General features: G+C 61.5%; 18 protein-coding genes and 1 tRNA gene. 7 read left to right on the top strand and 12 right to left on the bottom strand.

Annotated elements, in window-relative coordinates:
* Nucleotides 1-24 precede the first annotated feature (24 nt).
* The 5 genes from EFD55_RS19065 to rfbF are packed head-to-tail and all read right to left on the bottom strand — an operon-like array spanning nt 25 to nt 4,865.
* Nucleotides 25-1,269 (bottom strand): glycosyltransferase family 2 protein, encoded by a 1,245-nt coding sequence (locus EFD55_RS19065; RefSeq protein ID WP_125846606.1) that lies wholly within the window; start codon nt 1,267-1,269, stop codon nt 25-27.
* Nucleotides 1,266-1,808, bottom strand: a complete 543-nt coding sequence (gene rfbC / locus EFD55_RS19060) for a dTDP-4-dehydrorhamnose 3,5-epimerase (protein WP_125846605.1) — start codon at nt 1,806-1,808, stop codon at nt 1,266-1,268. The genes EFD55_RS19065 and rfbC overlap by 4 nt, the downstream gene beginning before the upstream one ends.
* Nucleotides 1,805-3,040, bottom strand: a complete 1,236-nt coding sequence (locus EFD55_RS19055) for a class I SAM-dependent methyltransferase (RefSeq protein WP_125846604.1) — start codon at nt 3,038-3,040, stop codon at nt 1,805-1,807. Before EFD55_RS19055 ends, rfbC begins: the two co-directional genes overlap by 4 nt.
* Entirely contained in the window at nt 3,037-4,101 is a 1,065-nt protein-coding gene (gene rfbG / locus EFD55_RS19050) for a CDP-glucose 4,6-dehydratase (RefSeq protein WP_125846768.1), read from the bottom strand. The genes EFD55_RS19055 and rfbG overlap by 4 nt, the downstream gene beginning before the upstream one ends.
* Nucleotides 4,092-4,865, bottom strand: a complete 774-nt coding sequence (gene rfbF, locus EFD55_RS19045; RefSeq protein WP_125846603.1) for a glucose-1-phosphate cytidylyltransferase — start codon at nt 4,863-4,865, stop codon at nt 4,092-4,094. The genes rfbG and rfbF overlap by 10 nt, the downstream gene beginning before the upstream one ends.
* 342 nt (nt 4,866-5,207) lie before the next feature.
* Here rfbF and EFD55_RS19040 point away from each other — a divergent pair, with 342 nt between their 5' ends.
* Complete coding sequence (locus tag EFD55_RS19040) at nt 5,208-5,504, top strand: DUF982 domain-containing protein (RefSeq protein ID WP_125846602.1); 297 nt, start codon at nt 5,208-5,210, stop codon at nt 5,502-5,504.
* Between the two features lie 194 nt (nt 5,505-5,698).
* Here EFD55_RS19040 and EFD55_RS19035 read toward each other — a convergent pair.
* A tRNA-Leu gene (locus EFD55_RS19035) sits at nt 5,699-5,785 on the bottom strand.
* Nucleotides 5,786-5,952: 167 nt separating this feature from the next.
* Here EFD55_RS19035 and EFD55_RS19030 point away from each other — a divergent pair.
* Nucleotides 5,953-6,366, top strand: coding sequence for a BA14K family protein (locus EFD55_RS19030; RefSeq protein WP_125846601.1), 414 nt, complete (start codon nt 5,953-5,955; stop codon nt 6,364-6,366).
* Between the two features lie 7 nt (nt 6,367-6,373).
* Here EFD55_RS19030 and EFD55_RS19025 read toward each other — a convergent pair whose 3' ends face one another.
* Entirely contained in the window at nt 6,374-6,667 is a 294-nt protein-coding gene (locus tag EFD55_RS19025; RefSeq protein ID WP_071084390.1) for an Rdx family protein, read from the bottom strand.
* Between the two features lie 124 nt (nt 6,668-6,791).
* Between EFD55_RS19025 and EFD55_RS19020 the strand changes: the two genes are divergently transcribed.
* Nucleotides 6,792-7,529 (top strand): type 1 glutamine amidotransferase, encoded by a 738-nt coding sequence (locus EFD55_RS19020; protein WP_125846600.1) that lies wholly within the window; start codon nt 6,792-6,794, stop codon nt 7,527-7,529.
* Between the two features lie 11 nt (nt 7,530-7,540).
* A complete protein-coding gene (locus EFD55_RS19015) occupies nt 7,541-8,089 on the top strand; it encodes a sugar O-acetyltransferase (protein WP_125846599.1) in 549 nt (182 codons plus the stop codon).
* Nucleotides 8,090-8,143: 54 nt separating this feature from the next.
* Here the strand turns inward: EFD55_RS19015 and EFD55_RS19010 are convergent, their stop codons facing one another.
* The gene (locus tag EFD55_RS19010; RefSeq protein WP_125846598.1) at nt 8,144-8,599 is read right to left on the bottom strand and encodes a winged helix-turn-helix transcriptional regulator; all 456 of its coding nucleotides are present in this window, start codon (nt 8,597-8,599) and stop codon (nt 8,144-8,146) included.
* Between the two features lie 156 nt (nt 8,600-8,755).
* Between EFD55_RS19010 and EFD55_RS19005 the strand changes: the two genes are divergently transcribed.
* Entirely contained in the window at nt 8,756-10,147 is a 1,392-nt protein-coding gene (locus EFD55_RS19005) for an MFS transporter (RefSeq protein WP_245438507.1), read from the top strand.
* An 89-nt stretch (nt 10,148-10,236) separates the two neighbouring features.
* Nucleotides 10,237-10,689, top strand: coding sequence for a GFA family protein (locus EFD55_RS19000; RefSeq protein WP_125846596.1), 453 nt, complete (start codon nt 10,237-10,239; stop codon nt 10,687-10,689).
* 4 nt (nt 10,690-10,693) lie between these two features.
* Here EFD55_RS19000 and EFD55_RS18995 read toward each other — a convergent pair whose 3' ends face one another.
* From EFD55_RS18995 to tenA, 4 genes are all read right to left on the bottom strand, one after another.
* Entirely contained in the window at nt 10,694-10,993 is a 300-nt protein-coding gene (locus EFD55_RS18995; protein WP_125846595.1) for a CcdB family protein, read from the bottom strand.
* Nucleotides 10,993-11,223, bottom strand: coding sequence for a type II toxin-antitoxin system CcdA family antitoxin (locus EFD55_RS18990; protein ID WP_125846594.1), 231 nt, complete (start codon nt 11,221-11,223; stop codon nt 10,993-10,995). Before EFD55_RS18990 ends, EFD55_RS18995 begins: the two co-directional genes overlap by 1 nt.
* 58 nt (nt 11,224-11,281) lie before the next feature.
* Nucleotides 11,282-13,114 (bottom strand): translation elongation factor 4, encoded by a 1,833-nt coding sequence (gene lepA / locus EFD55_RS18985; protein WP_125846593.1) that lies wholly within the window; start codon nt 13,112-13,114, stop codon nt 11,282-11,284.
* 75 nt (nt 13,115-13,189) lie between these two features.
* Nucleotides 13,190-13,888 carry a thiaminase II gene (gene tenA, locus EFD55_RS18980; RefSeq protein WP_125846592.1) on the bottom strand — a complete coding sequence of 233 codons (699 nt, stop codon included), beginning with the start codon at nt 13,886-13,888 and terminating at the stop codon, nt 13,190-13,192.
* A 134-nt stretch (nt 13,889-14,022) separates the two neighbouring features.
* Between tenA and EFD55_RS18975 the strand changes: the two genes are divergently transcribed.
* Complete coding sequence (locus tag EFD55_RS18975; protein ID WP_125846591.1) at nt 14,023-14,592, top strand: helix-turn-helix domain-containing protein; 570 nt, start codon at nt 14,023-14,025, stop codon at nt 14,590-14,592.
* Nucleotides 14,593-14,732: the final 140 nt, after the last annotated feature.

Raw genomic sequence — 14,732 nt, 5'->3', positions numbered from 1 at the left:
CGCAAGGCTCCGCGCGGCATTCGTTCAGATGATCACGTGCTGGATTAGGTCCTGCTCGCTGAAGATCAGGTTCGGCTTGTAGCCGAGTGTGACGAATTCGTCGTGGCGCGTAGCGTCGGCGATGAAAACCGCCGTGTGCTTCGTGAGGGCGAAATCGTGGCCCGCCGTTTCCTCGATGACATCGACCTCCGCCGGCAGGCCGAGATCGCGCAGCATTTCCTCGATTGAGCGTCGGTCAGCGACGCCGCTGAGCATCAGGCGACTGATGCCCTCGGTTGCGCTGACCTGATAGGCAAGAGTCTGGATCGCCACCATCAGCGGCAGCGAATTGCGGATATGGATGACCTCGGGATGGTCGGGCATGCCGCCGATCGCCAGGCGGGTATAAAGCTCGTAGGCCTTGATGAAATCCTTCCTTTGCGCCCAGAAACGGAATGCGACCGCCATGCGGTTGAGCGTGAAGACCTTACAGAGATCCTCGAAGACGATGCGGGCTTCGCGGGTCGTGGCAAGATTGCCGCGCTTGGAGCCGATATAGAGGAAATACTCGAGGCCGCCGCGATATTTGTCCCAGGAGGTCATGACGTCGTCATTGCCGGCCTGCTGGCGGTTCGGCGCAATCTTGGAGACGGCGACCGAGCGATAGAACGGCTGTTTCAGGAAGGCGACGGCGCCCTGGTCGAGGAAATGCGCGAGGTAGGAGAAGGCCCAGAAGCAGAAATCGCGCGGGACCCAGGAGGACCGCAGTGCCGAGGCGCGATAGATGCCGATCTCCGGGAAGATATGGCGTTCGCAAATGAACTGGAATACCGCCGCGAAATTACGCTGCTCGAACTTGACGTTCTCATCGATCTTATAGAACTGATAGAGGTCGCGGTCTTCGATCTCGTCGTAGAAATACCAAGGCGCGTGACAAGCGGCGACTTCGGGGTTGGCGTCCAGGTAGGCCATCGCCGCCTCGACGCCGCTCGGGACCAGAAAATCGTCGTCGGCAAGGTAGATCGAATATTCACCGACCGCATGATGGAAGGCGCAGGCGAGATTCGGCCCTGAGCCACCGTTGACAGCGCGGCGATGATAGTGGATCGGCAGTCCTTTGGCGGTGAATTCCTCAACGAGCTGGGTCGTGTTGTCAGTCGAAGCGTTGTCCGAAATGACGATCTCGTAGGGAAAGGTGAAATTGTATTTCTCGCAGTGCTCGAGCGCGTTTCGCAAGTAGGCTTCGCGATTATAGGTTGGGATGCAGATGCTGAGTTTGATGCCGCTCAAAGACTTGTCTCCTGGCTGTAGCTCTCAAGCGCGGCGTCGCGCTCGCTGATGACGCTCGGCGTAAACGGCCAGGCGATGGAAAAGGCGGGATCATCCCAGCGGACACCGCGGGCAAGTTCCGGTACGTAGGCTTGCGACATCTGATAGAAGAGCTCGCAGTCGTCCTCGAGCGTCAGGAAGCCGTGGGCACATCCGACAGGTATGTAGAAGGCATTGTGACGGGCCGCATCGAGTTCCACTGATGCCCATTTGAGATAGCTCGGCGAATCCGGCCTCAGATCGAGCGCCACGTCGAAGACCTTGCCGCGCGTAGCACGCACGATCTTCACCTCCGGTCGTGGCTCGGCCTGGTAATGCATACCGCGCAACGTCCCGCGCCTGTGGTTTTGCGTGATATTACACTGCGGGTAGACCGGTATCAGACCCTGCGCCGCGAAGCTCTGCGCGTCGAAGGTTCGGGCGAACATTCCACGGTTGTCGGAGCGCGCGTCGATTTCCACGACAAAGGCGCCCGAAACCGCGGTCGGAATAAATTTCATCCGATCACCGTCAGTTCCGGCACGGCGACGGCGAAGCGTCCGCCCCAGGCGCCGACCCTGCTGTTGGCCGCAACGACCTCGTTCTTGATGTTCCAGGGCAGGATGAGCACATAATCCGGCTGCGTCTCGTCCATCTTCTCCGGCGCATAGATCGGCAGCTTGCTGCCCGGCAGGTAATGCCCCTGCTTGTGCGGATTGCGGTCGACGACATAGTCGATGAGGTCGGTGCCTATGCCGCAGAAATTCAGGAGCGTATTGCCCTTGGCGGCCGCCCCATAGGCTGCAACCGTCTTGCCGTTGCGCTTGGCTTCATTGAGGAAGGCAAGCAGCCCATCCTTGATCGGCGCCACACGGTTCTGGAAGGCCTCGTAGGTCTCGACCTTTTCGAAGTCGGCGGCCGCTTCGTCGGCGCGCACCTTGGCAACGCCTGGGCAGGTCGCATGTGCGGTAGAGGTTGTCCGGCAGGCGAGCACACGCAGGCTGCCGCCATGTGTTGGCAATTCTTCAACGTCGAACACTTTGAGGCCGTGTGCCGCAAAGACCTTCTCGACTGCCAGCAGCGATAAATAATAGAAATGCTCGTGATAGACGGTGTCGAACTGGATGTTTTCCATCAGCCGCAGCAGATGCGGAAATTCGACGCTGACCACGCCGTCGCGCTTCAGCACGGCCGAAAGACCGCCGACGAAATCATTAATAGCAGGAACATGTGCCAGCACGTTGTTGCCGATGGCAATGTCGGCGGCAAGGCCGCGGGAGACGAGATCGGCCGCCGTTTCCCTGCCGAAGAAGCGCGCTTCCGTGGGAACGCCGATTTGCCGCGCGACTTCTGCGACGTTCTCAGCCGGCTCTATGCCGAGCACCGGTACGCCGGCCTCGACGAAATGCTTAAGGAGGTAACCGTCATTGCTTGCCACCTCGATCACCTGCGATGCCTCATCGAGGCCGAAGCGCTTCCGGGCCATGAGGGTAAACTGGCGGGCATGCTCCACCCAGCCATCGCTGTAGGAGGAGAAATAGGCATAGTGACTGAAGATATCCTCCGGCGGAACAAAGGCATCGGCCTGCACCAGCCAGCATTCCGAGCAGACGAAGGCGCGCAGCGGATAAGATGGCTCGGGCTGCTTGAGCTGCTCCTCCGTCAGATAGGCATTGGCGAGCGGCATCGAGCCCAGGTCGACAAAACGATGCTTCAGCGGAGCGTTGCAGAACCGGCAATTATGCGCTGTCATGATACTGTTTCCTCATAGGCCGCGATCTGGCCGAGCGAGAAGGCGCGCATGTCGGCGCCTTCTCGGTTGGCCTTGTACCAGGCGGCTGTCCAGTCGATTGTCTGCTGCAGGCTGAGGCGCGGACGCCAGCCGATGGCGGAGAGCGCCAGAGCGGAACTCAAGGTAAGGGCAGGCGCTTCAGGCAGATGTTCTCCCGGCGCCCGCTTCCAGACGTTGTTCACACCATGAGCAAGGCCGAGCGCTTCGGCAAGCTCGGAAACCGTCGCGAAGCTCTGCGGATCGGGGCCGAAATTGAGAGCCTCGGGCAGGTCCTCGTCACCGGGAAGCGTTAGCGCTTCGGCGAAGGCGAGATAGCCGCCGAGCGGCTCCAGCACATGCTGCCAAGGGCGGATCGCTTCGGGATAGCGCAGCAGGATCGGCTGGCCGCTTTCGAAGGCGCGGATGAAGTCTGGGATCAGCCGATCTTTCGACCAGTCGCCGCCGCCAATGACATTGCCGGCACGTACCGTTGCAAGCCTGATAGCGCGCGCCTTGAAGAAGCTGTCACGATAGCTCTGGACGACGAGTTCGGTGCACGCCTTGGAGTTGGAGTAGGGATCCTTGCCGCCCAGTGTATCCGTTTCGACGAACGGAACGCCGCTGCCGTTATTGGCATAAACCTTGTCGGAGGTGACGACGAGAACCGTCTTGACCGACGATGTTTCCCGCACCGCATCGAGCACGTTCGCCGTTCCCATCACATTGGTCGCGAAGGTTTCGGTCGGGTTTTCGTAGGAGCGCCGAACCAGCGCCTGTGCTGCCATGTGGATGACGATTTCAGGCTTGAAATCGATGAAATGCTGTCTGAATGCGACCGCATCGCGGATGTCGGCGATGTGATGGCCCTGCCTGTTCCAGGGCGCAAGCCGCGCATAGAGCGAGGGATTGGTTTCGGGCTCGAGCGAGACAGCAGTCACCTCAGCGCCGAGCTTTTCCAGCCACAATGAAAGCCAGGATCCCTTGAACCCCGTGTGTCCCGTCAGGAATACGCGCCGGCCATTCCAGAAGTCCGTCAGGCCCATATCTTCCACGGCGCCTTTCCTGAACTCCAGAGTTCTTCGAGCTGGTGGCGCTCGCGGAGCGTATCCATGGGCTGCCAGAAGCCGTTATGACGGAATGCTGCCAGCTGCTTATTGGCTGTCAGCCACTGCATCGGGCCGGCTTCCCAGATCGTGTCGTCACCTTCTATGAGGTCGATCACCGAAGGGTGGAGCACGAAGAAGCCGCCATTGATGCGTTGGCCATTGTCTTTCGGCTTTTCGATGAAGGCGGTCACGACGTCGTTCTCGATGTTCGTCGCGCCGAATCGGCCCGGAGGCGTCACCGCACACATCGTCGCCTTCAGTCCGTGGCTGCGATGGAATGCAATCTCTTCGGAGATGTCGATATCGGCAACGCCGTCGCCGTAAGTCATGCAGAAGGGTTCGTCCGGGTTCAGATGGTCGCGGATGCGTCGGAGACGGCCGCCTGTCATGGAGCTCATGCCGGTATCGACCACGGTCACGCGCCAGCTGGGCTTCGAGCCTTTGTGATATTCGACCGTGTTGGTGGCGAGATCGACTGTGATGTCGCTGTGATGAAGGAAGAGGTTTACGAAATATTCCTTCAGCATATAGCCCTTGTAGCCGGCGCAGATGATGAAATCACTGAGGCCATGATGGGCATAGATGTTCATGATGTGCCAGAGGATTGGCTTTTCACCGATTTCGACCAGCGGCTTGGGGCGCACCGTGGTCTCCTCGGCAAGGCGCGAACCCAGACCACCGGCGAGAATTACGACTTTCATCCCAAGCGCACTCCAGAGTGTTTAGAACAGTTATGGCTTTCGGCCGGCGCCCGGCGAGGCCGTCCGGTATGCGGGGCTCTCCACAGGCAAAACGGCCGTATGGTCATCCTTGTCCCGGTATCCGATTTCGTTCTTGTGCGAGGCTTGCGGGCGGGTCGGAAGCGGCAGCCGCGTTTCCGCGGGGCCACGCGAAACAATGGAACCGCTTCCGCATCAGTCATGCAGCTGTTGCCGAGGCCGTTCATAAAGAGCGGTTCTATCGGGCGACAAAACGCCTCCCGCCTCCCTCTGGCATTCTTCTTGCATTGTTACTAATATTCTAATCCTTGGGGAGAAAATGCCATGCAATGGAACACACCGGCGGATTTTGCGCCTCTCGTTTTCTTTCTCGGCGAACGGCGAAAGCATAGAATCGTCAGGACGCTCCGAGACGCTGCTGAAGTTCTGATGACGGACTGGCCGTCTGAAGATGGCGAGGAGTACGTCGCAGCCGTCAAGGCTTGCGCCGATGCCATCATGGGGCAGGCCGGGATCGACGAACTCAGGGAATTGCTTCTCAGCGCTGCCAGAGAAGCCGGCATTGCGGTTTTGTCAGTGATCTCCGACAGCGGGAAGACGACACCGCACATGGCTGCGTGACAGGCCATTGAACCAGACCATCATGCGCCGGCCGATGGTCCGGGGTGTCCTGCGCTGATTTGGCTTCCGCCATCGGCGGCCTGGGACCACGCATCTAGGCAAAGCGCGTCGTCAGGCCTTCTTACAAAGTGCCAACCGCGCAACCTGATTGAAAAGACTTAACTCCTTGATCTTGGTAGCGATCAAGAATGGAATGGTGCCCAGAAGAGGACTCGAACCTCCACACCCTTTCGGGTACCAGCACCTGAAGCTGGCGCGTCTACCAATTCCGCCATCTGGGCGACGGAGAGCGATGTAAGGGGGCGGCCCCTGACTGTCAACTGGGTTTTTGAAGTTTTCCTGACAGTTAGCGAAAAAGCAGCCGATCACATGCGCGGAGGGCCGAAGGGCGGGCATAGCGCTTCGCTCAGTACGCCCTATATAAAGGAAATACTGAAAGGAATGCATCATGTTCGCTCCCCGCACGCTTCTGCTCGCCGGTCTTCTGGCTGTTCTGGCGCCTGCCGTGGCGGGAGCCGATTCGCTGAAGCTGGGTAAACCGGGGCTTGGGCCGGTCAATACCGGGTCGACGCTCTGCGATTTTCGCGGCTGCTTCGGTTTCGGGCCGCAGCAATGGCATCGCCCCGCCTATGTCCAGCCGAATTATCGGCCGAGGGGTGCGGGGCCGACCTATTACCTGCCGGGGGCTGCCGGGCCGCCGCAGCTCACCTATGATCCGCCGCCGGTGCGCCCTGTGCAGCCGAAGGATCCGAACAAGCATATCGCCTGGTGCACCAACGAATACCGCTCTTACAATCCGAGGACGGATCACTTCCTCACCTATGAGGGTGTCTACAGGGTCTGCCGCTCGCCCTATCGCTGAGGCGCGGTTAGCTTTCGAGCGAGGCGCGGTCAACGTGGCCGAGATCGCGGCCAGGTTCGACGATGTCGCGGACCCGCTGCTTCAGCTCCTTCGGCCCGGGAAAGCCGCCGTCGCGCTTGCGCTCCCAGATGAGATCGCCGTTGACGCGGATCTCGAAATTGCCGCCGGTGCCGGGGATCAGCGCCACTTCGCCGAGGCTGTCGGAAAAGGTGTGCAGCAGCTCCTGCGCCATCCAGGCGGCGCGCAGAAGCCAGTTGCACTGGGTGCAGTAGAGGATCGAGACGCGGGCTTTTTCTGTCATGGCGATTTCCTTTCGTTACGTTGATTTAAGCTCTGTGGCGCGCTCACGCAATCGCGCACAGGCGTCTTGCGCGCCGCCCTTCGGCATGGTCTCTTCCCCTCGTCGGCCACACCAGGGAAAGCTCATGCGCGTCGCAGTCATCGAAAACATGAGGAATACGGGCCTCGGTGCGCTTGCCACGGCACTCGACGAGGCAGGAGCGGAGATCGAGTGGTTCCGGGTGTGGCAGGACGGCATCCTGCCGAAGGATATATCCGGCCATGATGCGCTCGTCGTTCTCGGCGGTGAGCAGAGTGCGCTGGATGACGACTCCCATCCCTATCTACTGGACCTCGCACGGCTGGCGCGCGGTTTCGGCGATGCCGGCAAGGCCGTGCTCGGCATCTGCCTCGGCAGCCAGATCCTTGCCCGCGCCTATGGCGCCGACAATCTGCTGGGCGTTGCCCGCGAATTCGGCTGGCATGGGATCGGCGTCACCGCCGAGGGCAAGGCCGATCCGCTGCTGTCGGCGCTTGGCGGCGAGTTCACTATCTTCGAATGGCATGCCGACACGTTTTCCTTGCCCGAAGGCGCGGTGCGTCTCGCCACCAGCCCCGTCGCTGAAAACCAGGCGTTTCGCATCGGCCGCGCCGTCTACGCCACCCAATTCCATTTCGAGGCTAATGCAGCGGTCGTCGAACAATGGAAGGCCGAATTCCCTGAGACGATCGCGCGCATTGCGCCCGGCTGGCTGGAGAACCATGCCGAATTGGCGGCAAGATATGCGGGTGCTGCCGATGCCGCGGGCCTTGCCATTGCCCGCGCCTGGGTCAGCCTCATCGAACCGGAAGAGGTTCGGCTGCTGTCTCAGGCTTCCGCGTGAGAGGCGATCAGATGCCGGCAAGCGAACGCGAGAAGATGGCGGCGGGTGAATGGTATTGCTGCCTCGACAACGAACTCGATCGCCTGCGTCAACAAGCGCGTCTGGCGGTCCACGCGCATAATACGCTGCCGCCGGATGAGCGCGGCGCCGCAGCGCCCGCCCTGAGGGCGCTCTTTGCGCAGGCAGCCTCCGATATCTTCATTGAGGCGCCGTTTCACTGCTCCTATGGCATGAACATCGTTCTCGGCGAGCGCGTCTATTTCAATGCCGGCTGCACCATTCTCGATTCCGGTCGGGTAACGATCGGCGATCGCAGCATGTTCGGCCCCGGCGTGCAGATCTATTGCGCCGAGCATCACAAAGATCCGGCGCTTCGTAGTACCGGCATCGAGATCGCTCGGCCTGTTGTCATCGGCAGCGACGTCTGGATCGGCGGCGGCGCGATCATCCTCGGTGGCGTCACGGTCGGGCAGGGCGCGATCGTCGGTGCCGGCGCCGTAGTGACAAAGGATGTGCCGGCCGGCGCAACCGTCGTCGGCAACCCGGCCCGCATCCGATAATCGTCATCCGGAATTGTCTGATTGGGTCGGTCAGCGGCGGCATTCGTTCGTCGGCTACGGATTATTGCTGCCGCCTCGCGCGTCGTAGCGCTGTCGCGCGGCGATGATGTCCGCCTGGTTCTGTTCGGTCCACAGCACCAGCGAACGAATCGTTTCGTGCAGCGTGCAGCCGAGCGGTGTCAGCGCATAGTCGACCTTCGGCGGCACGACGGGATAGACGGTACGCTCGATGATGCCGTCGCGTTCCAGGTGTCTGAGCGTCGTCGTCAGCATGCGCTGGCTGATGCCGTCGATATTCCTCTTCAATTCCGTGAAGCGAAGTGTGCGTTTCTCGAGCAGCGCGATGACGAGCAGCGACCACTTGTCGGCAATCCGGTCGAGGATCTGCCGGACCTCGCACTCCTCGCGCGCATCCCATTGCAGGACGTCATAGTCCTTGCCTCGCAGGACGCTATCGTCCTTGCCGGTGCTGCAAATGTCACTCGGTGAGTTTGAAGTGCCTTCTTCCATGGCACCGGATCATGTCCTAACTAGGCTTCGGTTACAAGAGGGAACTGAGGCATGAAAAGTAACTTCCATGCCTCAGCCCGTTGTTTCAGCGTGTCAACCGAAGGAACGGATTCCATGTCCACACCATCTTCCCCAACCAAAGCAGTTGAAGGGCGCATGAGCGCCCGCGCAGCCGGGGCGCTGATCGTGCTCTGCGGCGCAATCTTCCTCGAAGGTATCGATGTCGCCATGCTCAACATCGCGCTGCCGGCGATCAGGGCCGATCTCGGCCTGTCGACAACGACGCTCAGCGCCGTCGTCAGCGCCTATGTGCTGGGTTATGCCGGCTTCATGCTGCTTGGCGGCCGCGCCGCCGATATTTTCGGCAAGAAGCGGGTCTTCCTGACGGCGCTTGCCGTCTTCCTCGCCTTCTCCGGCCTCGGCGGTCTCGCGAGCGAGGGCTGGATGCTGCTTCTCGCTCGCTTCGTCACGGGTGCCGCTTCCGCCTTCATGACGCCGGCCGGCCTGGCACTCATCACCGCCAATTTCCCCGAAGGACCGCAGCGCAACCGGGCGGTGATGATCTATGCCTCGACGGCCTCGGCCGGCTTCTCGCTCGGCCTCGTCGCCGGTGGCCTCCTTGCCGCCATCGACTGGCGCTGGGTGTTCTTCGCGCCGGTGGTGCTGGCAGCAATCCTGCTTGCCGTCGGCCCTCGGCTCATCACAGACAGGAATGCGGGAACCGTCCACGGAAAGTTCGATATATCAGGCGCAATCGCGCTGACCGGCGCCATGCTGCTGGCCGCCTTTGGCGTCACCCGTCTCGAGCATCCGGGCGAGGGCACAGAATGGACGATCGCCGTCTTTGCGGCAAGTGCCGTGCTCTGGCTTGCCTTCATCCTGATCGAGCGCGCCTCGTCCGCCCCGCTGGTGCGGCTCGGCATCCTGCGCTCGGGCGCCTTGATTCGCGCCAATCTCGGCGCCCTGCTGTTTGCCGGCTCGTTTTTCGGCTTCCAGTTCATCGCCTCGCTTTATCTGCAGGAACTGCTCGGCTGGACGCCGATGCAGACGAGCCTAGCGCTGATGGCGATCGGCATTGATGCAGTGGTCGCGCCGATCCTGACGCCGCGGCTCGTCGACCGCTTCGGCAATGTCCGCGTCATCCTCGCAGGCTTCCTGCTGGCGCTTGCCTGCTATGGCCTGTTCTTGCGCATGGGCTTCGACTGGACTTATGCCGCCATGTTCCCGTCGATGCTGCTGCTCGGCCTGGCCTTTGCCCTCGGCTACGGCCCGCTGACCATCGTCGCGACCGACGGTATTGCCGAGGACGAGCACGGGCTTGCCAGCGGACTGGTCAATACGGCGATCCAGTTCGGAGCCGCGCTCGGCCTTTCCGGCGTCAGCGCCATTGGCGCCTATATGCTGGGTGACGCAGTCTCTCCCGAAGCCCGGCTGGAATCCCTGCGCGTCGCACTTCTGGTACCGCTTCTCGCCGCTGCGCTTGGCGCACTCGTGATGGCGACGGGCTTGCACGGCCGTGACGGTTCCCGCCGCGAGGCCGTCGCCTGACGGCGCTTGGCAGGGCCTCACTTGTGGCCTTGCCATCTCGACAGCGACGAAAGCTCCGCTAGATGAGAAGGCGAAACGGGAGGAAAATCATGAGCGAGCCGAATTTACCGATGGAAGGCGGCTGCCGTTGCGGCCGGGTGCGGTTGAAGATCAGCGCCCCGCCGCTGCTGACCATGGCCTGCCATTGCACGGGGTGCCAGAAAATGACCGGGAGCGCCTATTCGCTGAGCGCCGCCATCCCCAGCGAAGGCTTCGAAGTGACGAAAGGCGAGCCGGTGATCGGCGGCCTGCACGGCCTGACCAGGCACTATTTCTGCCCCTATTGCATGAGCTGGATGTTCACCCGGCCGGAAGGCATGGACTGGTTCGTCAATCTGCGCACGACCATGCTCGACGACCCCAGCTGGTTCACGCCCTTCATCGAAACATGGACGAGAGAGAAGCTGTCCTTCGCCGAGACCGGCGCGGCGCACAGCTACGAGGCGCTGCCCGCGATGGACGCGTATGAGGGGCTGGTGAAGGAATATATGGGCAGGGGGTGAACGTTCAGAAGCCCTGGAAGAGAAAATCGACGGCAGCGACGATGCGGTCACTGTCGGCGGTAAGATCCGCGACGACGCCTCCGATTTCAGCGGCCGGGACCGACGCCATGCGCTGAGTGGCCATGACATAGGTTTCCCCCTCTATGGGAAAGCGTGGGTTCAGCCGTGAGATCGACCAGCTCAGTTCTTGCACCGGATGCAGCGGAACCATGATTCGCGAAGGCAGGTCGTTCAGTAGATTGGCTTGAAGATCGATGGCCAGGAGATTTCCGCTCTTAAGTCGATAGGCGTGAAAGCGCGCCATCAAAACTGACGGTACTTGGCGAACGGCAAGCCGTGCTTTTCAACATATTCGTTTTCCAGCCGGATAGCCTCAGCGTTCTCGATACGCCACAGCCGCTCGCGCTCCGCCTTTATGGCCTTTGCGATTCCATCTTCCGCCGCTCGGGATATATTGATCTGGAGCTCGCGTGCCTGGGACACGAGACCTCCATCCAGAGACAGGTTCGCTGCTTTTCTTGGCCGCTGAGCCATAACGATCTCCGCAATCTTATGCGCAGATCGTATGCGCATAAGATGCTATTGAGAAGCGTTATTCGTCGCCCATCTTCAATGCCGCAATAAACGCTTCCTGCGGAATCTCCACCTTGCCGAACTGGCGCATGCGCTTCTTGCCGGCCTTCTGCTTGTCGAGCAGCTTGCGCTTGCGGGTGGCGTCGCCGCCGTAGCATTTCGCGGTCACGTCCTTGCGCAGCGCCGAGATCGTCTCGCGGGCGATGACGTTGCCGCCGATCGCTGCCTGGATCGGGATCTTGAACATATGCTTCGGGATCAGCTCCTTGAGCTTTTCGCACATGTCGCGGCCGCGCTTTTCGGCGGCCGTCCGGTGAACCATCATCGACAACGCGTCAACCGGCTCGCCGTTGACGAGGATCGACATCTTCACGAGGTTGCCCTCGCGGTGGTCGGTGAGCGTGTAGTCGAAGGAGGCATAGCCCTTCGAGATCGACTTCAGCCGGTCGTAGAAATCGAACACGACTTCGTTGAGCGGCAGGTCGTAAGTCAGCATCGCGCGCGTGCCGACATAGGTGAGCTCGATCTGGATGCCGCGGCGGTCCTGGCAGAGCTTCAGGATGCCGCCGAGATAATCGTCGGGCGTCAGGATCGTCGCGCGAATCCACGGCTCGTGGATTTCGGAGATCTTGACGACATCGGGCATGTCGGCCGGGTTGTGCAGCTCGCGCTCCGTGCCGTCGGTCATGTACATCTTGTAGACGACGGAGGGTGCGGTGGCGATGAGGTCGAGGTCGAACTCGCGCTCCAGACGTTCCTGGATGATTTCGAGATGCAGCAGGCCGAGGAAGCCGCAGCGGAAGCCGAAGCCGAGTGCCGCCGATGATTCCATTTCGAAGGAGAACGAGGCGTCGTTGAGGCGAAGCTTGCCCATGGCGGCGCGCAGATCCTCGAAATCGGCGGCATCGACCGGGAAGAGACCGCAGAATACCACGGGCTGCGCCGGCTTGAAGCCCGGCAGCGCTTGCGCCGTCGGCCGCTTGTCCTCGGTGATCGTGTCGCCGACGCGTGTATCGGCCACTTCCTTGATCGAGGCGGTGATGAAGCCGATCTCGCCGGGGCCGAGGCTGTCGACGGTGACCATCTTCGGCGTCAGCACGCCGACGCGCTCGACCTGGTATTTGGCATCCGTGCCCATCATCCGGATCGTCTGGCCCTTGGTCAGCACGCCGTCGATGATGCGCACGAGAACCATGACGCCGAGATAGGTGTCGTACCAGCTGTCGACGAGCAGCGCCTTCAGCGGCGCTTTCTCGCCGCCCGGGCTCTTCGGCGCCGGCAGCTTGTGGACGATCGCCTCCAGCACGTCGGGAATGCCGAGGCCGGTCTTGGCCGAAATCAGCACGGCCTCCGAAGCGTCGATGCCGATCACTTCCTCGATCTGTTCCTTGATGCGGTCGGGTTCTGCGGCTGGCAGGTCGATCTTGTTGAGGACGGTGACGATCTCGTGGTTGTTGTCGATCGCCTGGTAGACGTTGGCGAGTGTCTGCGCTTCCACGCCCTGGCTGGCGTCGACGACGAGCAGCGAGCCCTCGCAGGCCGACAGCGAGCGCGAGACTTCATAGGCGAAGTCGACGTGACCGGGCGTGTCGATCAGGTTGAGAATGTATTTCTCGCCATTGTTCGCCTGGTAATGCAGGCGCACGGTCTGCGCCTTGATGGTGATGCCGCGCTCGCGCTCGATATCCATATTGTCGAGCACCTGCTCGGACATTTCGCGCTCGGCAAGGCCGCCCGTTGTCTGGATCAGGCGGTCGGCCAGCGTCGATTTGCCGTGGTCGATGTGGGCCACGATCGAAAAGTTGCGGATATGGGAAAGCGGAGTGGTCGAATTGGTGCTCATGCGCGCCATATAGCAGCGCCGCCCCTTGCCGCAAAGCGGTAATTATCCCGCCGTTTACGCTATTTGCAGCTTATCGGACGCGTGTCAGACCGGCCATGTCTCCAGCCGCCAGGCCGAATCCCAGAACATCCATTCATATTGCGAGGCGCGCACGAAGGCATCTGTCATTTGAGCGCGTTCCGTCGGCGATGCGGCGCGGGCGGCGATGTCGGTCAGCGCGATCACTTCGCGGGCTCCGGCTGCGAACTGCGGATCGCCATAGGTGTTGATCCAGGCCTGGAACGCGTTGCCCTCGGTAGCAGGTCGGTTCTTGATCGCTTCGCCGACGTGCCAGTAGATCCAGAAGCAGGGGAGGATGGAGGAAAGTGCCACCGCGTAGGAGCTGTGATAGGCGGTGGCCAGCAGGAAGTTGGTATAGGCGAAGCCGGCAGGCGAGGGCTCTGCAGCCGTGACATCCGCCGACGTGATGCCGAACTGAGTGAGGAAGCCGGCATGCAGGCCCTGCTCCACGGTGATGGCCTTCTGCGCCGAACCGAGGAAGCGCAGAACCTGCGCATTGTCGGGCGCTTTGGCCGCAACGATGGCGAGGCATCGGGCGTAATGCTTCAGGTAGAGCGCATCCTGCAGGATGTAGTGCCGGAAAACCTCTGGCGGCAGCGTGCCGTCCGAAAGCCGTTCCAGCAGCGGCAGTCGCTCGATCTCGGCCATGATTGGCGCGATCCGGTCCCAGGCGGCAGCTGTGAAGCTTCCCGTCACGTCCGTATTCTGCATCTTGCCGTCCATCCTCTTCTCCCAGAAGTGCGCCGCCATATAGCGACGGCATCGCGGTGAAAGCAAGGTAGGATACCGGTCGTATCGAGGCTTGATTCCATCATCAGACAATGTATTTCTCTTATAGTAGAATCATGGATCGGAAGATGGAACAGGAACTCGAACAGGCGATCGGCATCCGCATCCGCAAGCTGCGGCTGGAAAAGACCCTGACGCTGGATGAGCTTGCCGAGGCCTCCGGCGTCAGCCGCGCGATGATCTCGCGCATCGAGCGGGCGGAAGCGAGCCCGACCGCCTCGCTGCTGGCAAGGATCTGTGCCGCGCTTGGCCTGTCGCTGTCGGCCTTCTTCGCGGAGGAGGGGCATCAGGCCTCGCCACTTGCCCGCCGACAGGAGCAACAGGTCTGGCGTGATCCGGAGACCGGTTATCTCAGGCGCTCGGTTTCGGCTCCCGGCACCGCCTCCGATGTCGATATTGTCGAGGTCGAATTCCCCCCTGGCGCCCGCGTCAGTTTTCCCCCGCATGCCGCATCCCACGGCATGACGCAGCATGTCTGGCTGTTCGACGGCGAGCTGGAGATGACGGCGGGCGAGGCCGTCTACCGGCTGCGCCCGGGCGATTGCCTCTTCATGCCGGTCGGCGAGGGCCACGTCTTCCACAATCCAGGCAACGCGCCGGCGCGCTATTGCGTCGTGCTCCATCGCGGCGGCCGATAACGGCATTCTTTTTCAGGAGGTGGCATGAAAGAGGCCGCGCCCAGCATTGAGAGAACGGATTTCTGAGATGCAGATGATCTTGGGACAGTCACGCCTTGCGCTGTTTGGCCTACCTTACTTGGGTTTTCGCGAACTCATGG

The sequence above is a fragment of the Rhizobium pisi genome, assembly GCF_003938655.1.
Classification (GTDB): domain Bacteria; phylum Pseudomonadota; class Alphaproteobacteria; order Rhizobiales; family Rhizobiaceae; genus Rhizobium; species Rhizobium pisi.
This window is presented reverse-complemented; position numbering and strand designations above follow the sequence as displayed.

Coding starts and splice junctions, on each gene's coding strand:
- rfbG (WP_125846768.1), bottom strand. CDS start 4,101: ATGGGCCTGACGGACTTCTGGAATGGCCGGCGCGTATTCCTGACGGGA.
- tenA (WP_125846592.1), bottom strand. CDS start 13,888: ATGGACGGCAAGATGCAGAATACGGACGTGACGGGAAGCTTCACAGCT.
- EFD55_RS18990 (WP_125846594.1), bottom strand. CDS start 11,223: ATGGCTCAGCGGCCAAGAAAAGCAGCGAACCTGTCTCTGGATGGAGGT.
- EFD55_RS19020 (WP_125846600.1), top strand. CDS start 6,792: ATGCGCGTCGCAGTCATCGAAAACATGAGGAATACGGGCCTCGGTGCG.
- EFD55_RS19015 (WP_125846599.1), top strand. CDS start 7,541: ATGCCGGCAAGCGAACGCGAGAAGATGGCGGCGGGTGAATGGTATTGC.
- rfbF (WP_125846603.1), bottom strand. CDS start 4,865: ATGAAAGTCGTAATTCTCGCCGGTGGTCTGGGTTCGCGCCTTGCCGAG.
- EFD55_RS19000 (WP_125846596.1), top strand. CDS start 10,237: ATGAGCGAGCCGAATTTACCGATGGAAGGCGGCTGCCGTTGCGGCCGG.
- rfbC (WP_125846605.1), bottom strand. CDS start 1,808: ATGAAATTTATTCCGACCGCGGTTTCGGGCGCCTTTGTCGTGGAAATC.
- EFD55_RS19040 (WP_125846602.1), top strand. CDS start 5,208: ATGCAATGGAACACACCGGCGGATTTTGCGCCTCTCGTTTTCTTTCTC.
- EFD55_RS18995 (WP_125846595.1), bottom strand. CDS start 10,993: ATGGCGCGCTTTCACGCCTATCGACTTAAGAGCGGAAATCTCCTGGCC.
- EFD55_RS19030 (WP_125846601.1), top strand. CDS start 5,953: ATGTTCGCTCCCCGCACGCTTCTGCTCGCCGGTCTTCTGGCTGTTCTG.
- EFD55_RS18975 (WP_125846591.1), top strand. CDS start 14,023: ATGGAACAGGAACTCGAACAGGCGATCGGCATCCGCATCCGCAAGCTG.
- EFD55_RS19025 (WP_071084390.1), bottom strand. CDS start 6,667: ATGACAGAAAAAGCCCGCGTCTCGATCCTCTACTGCACCCAGTGCAAC.
- EFD55_RS19055 (WP_125846604.1), bottom strand. CDS start 3,040: ATGACAGCGCATAATTGCCGGTTCTGCAACGCTCCGCTGAAGCATCGT.
- EFD55_RS19005 (WP_245438507.1), top strand. CDS start 8,756: ATGAGCGCCCGCGCAGCCGGGGCGCTGATCGTGCTCTGCGGCGCAATC.
- lepA (WP_125846593.1), bottom strand. CDS start 13,114: ATGGCGCGCATGAGCACCAATTCGACCACTCCGCTTTCCCATATCCGC.
- EFD55_RS19010 (WP_125846598.1), bottom strand. CDS start 8,599: ATGGAAGAAGGCACTTCAAACTCACCGAGTGACATTTGCAGCACCGGC.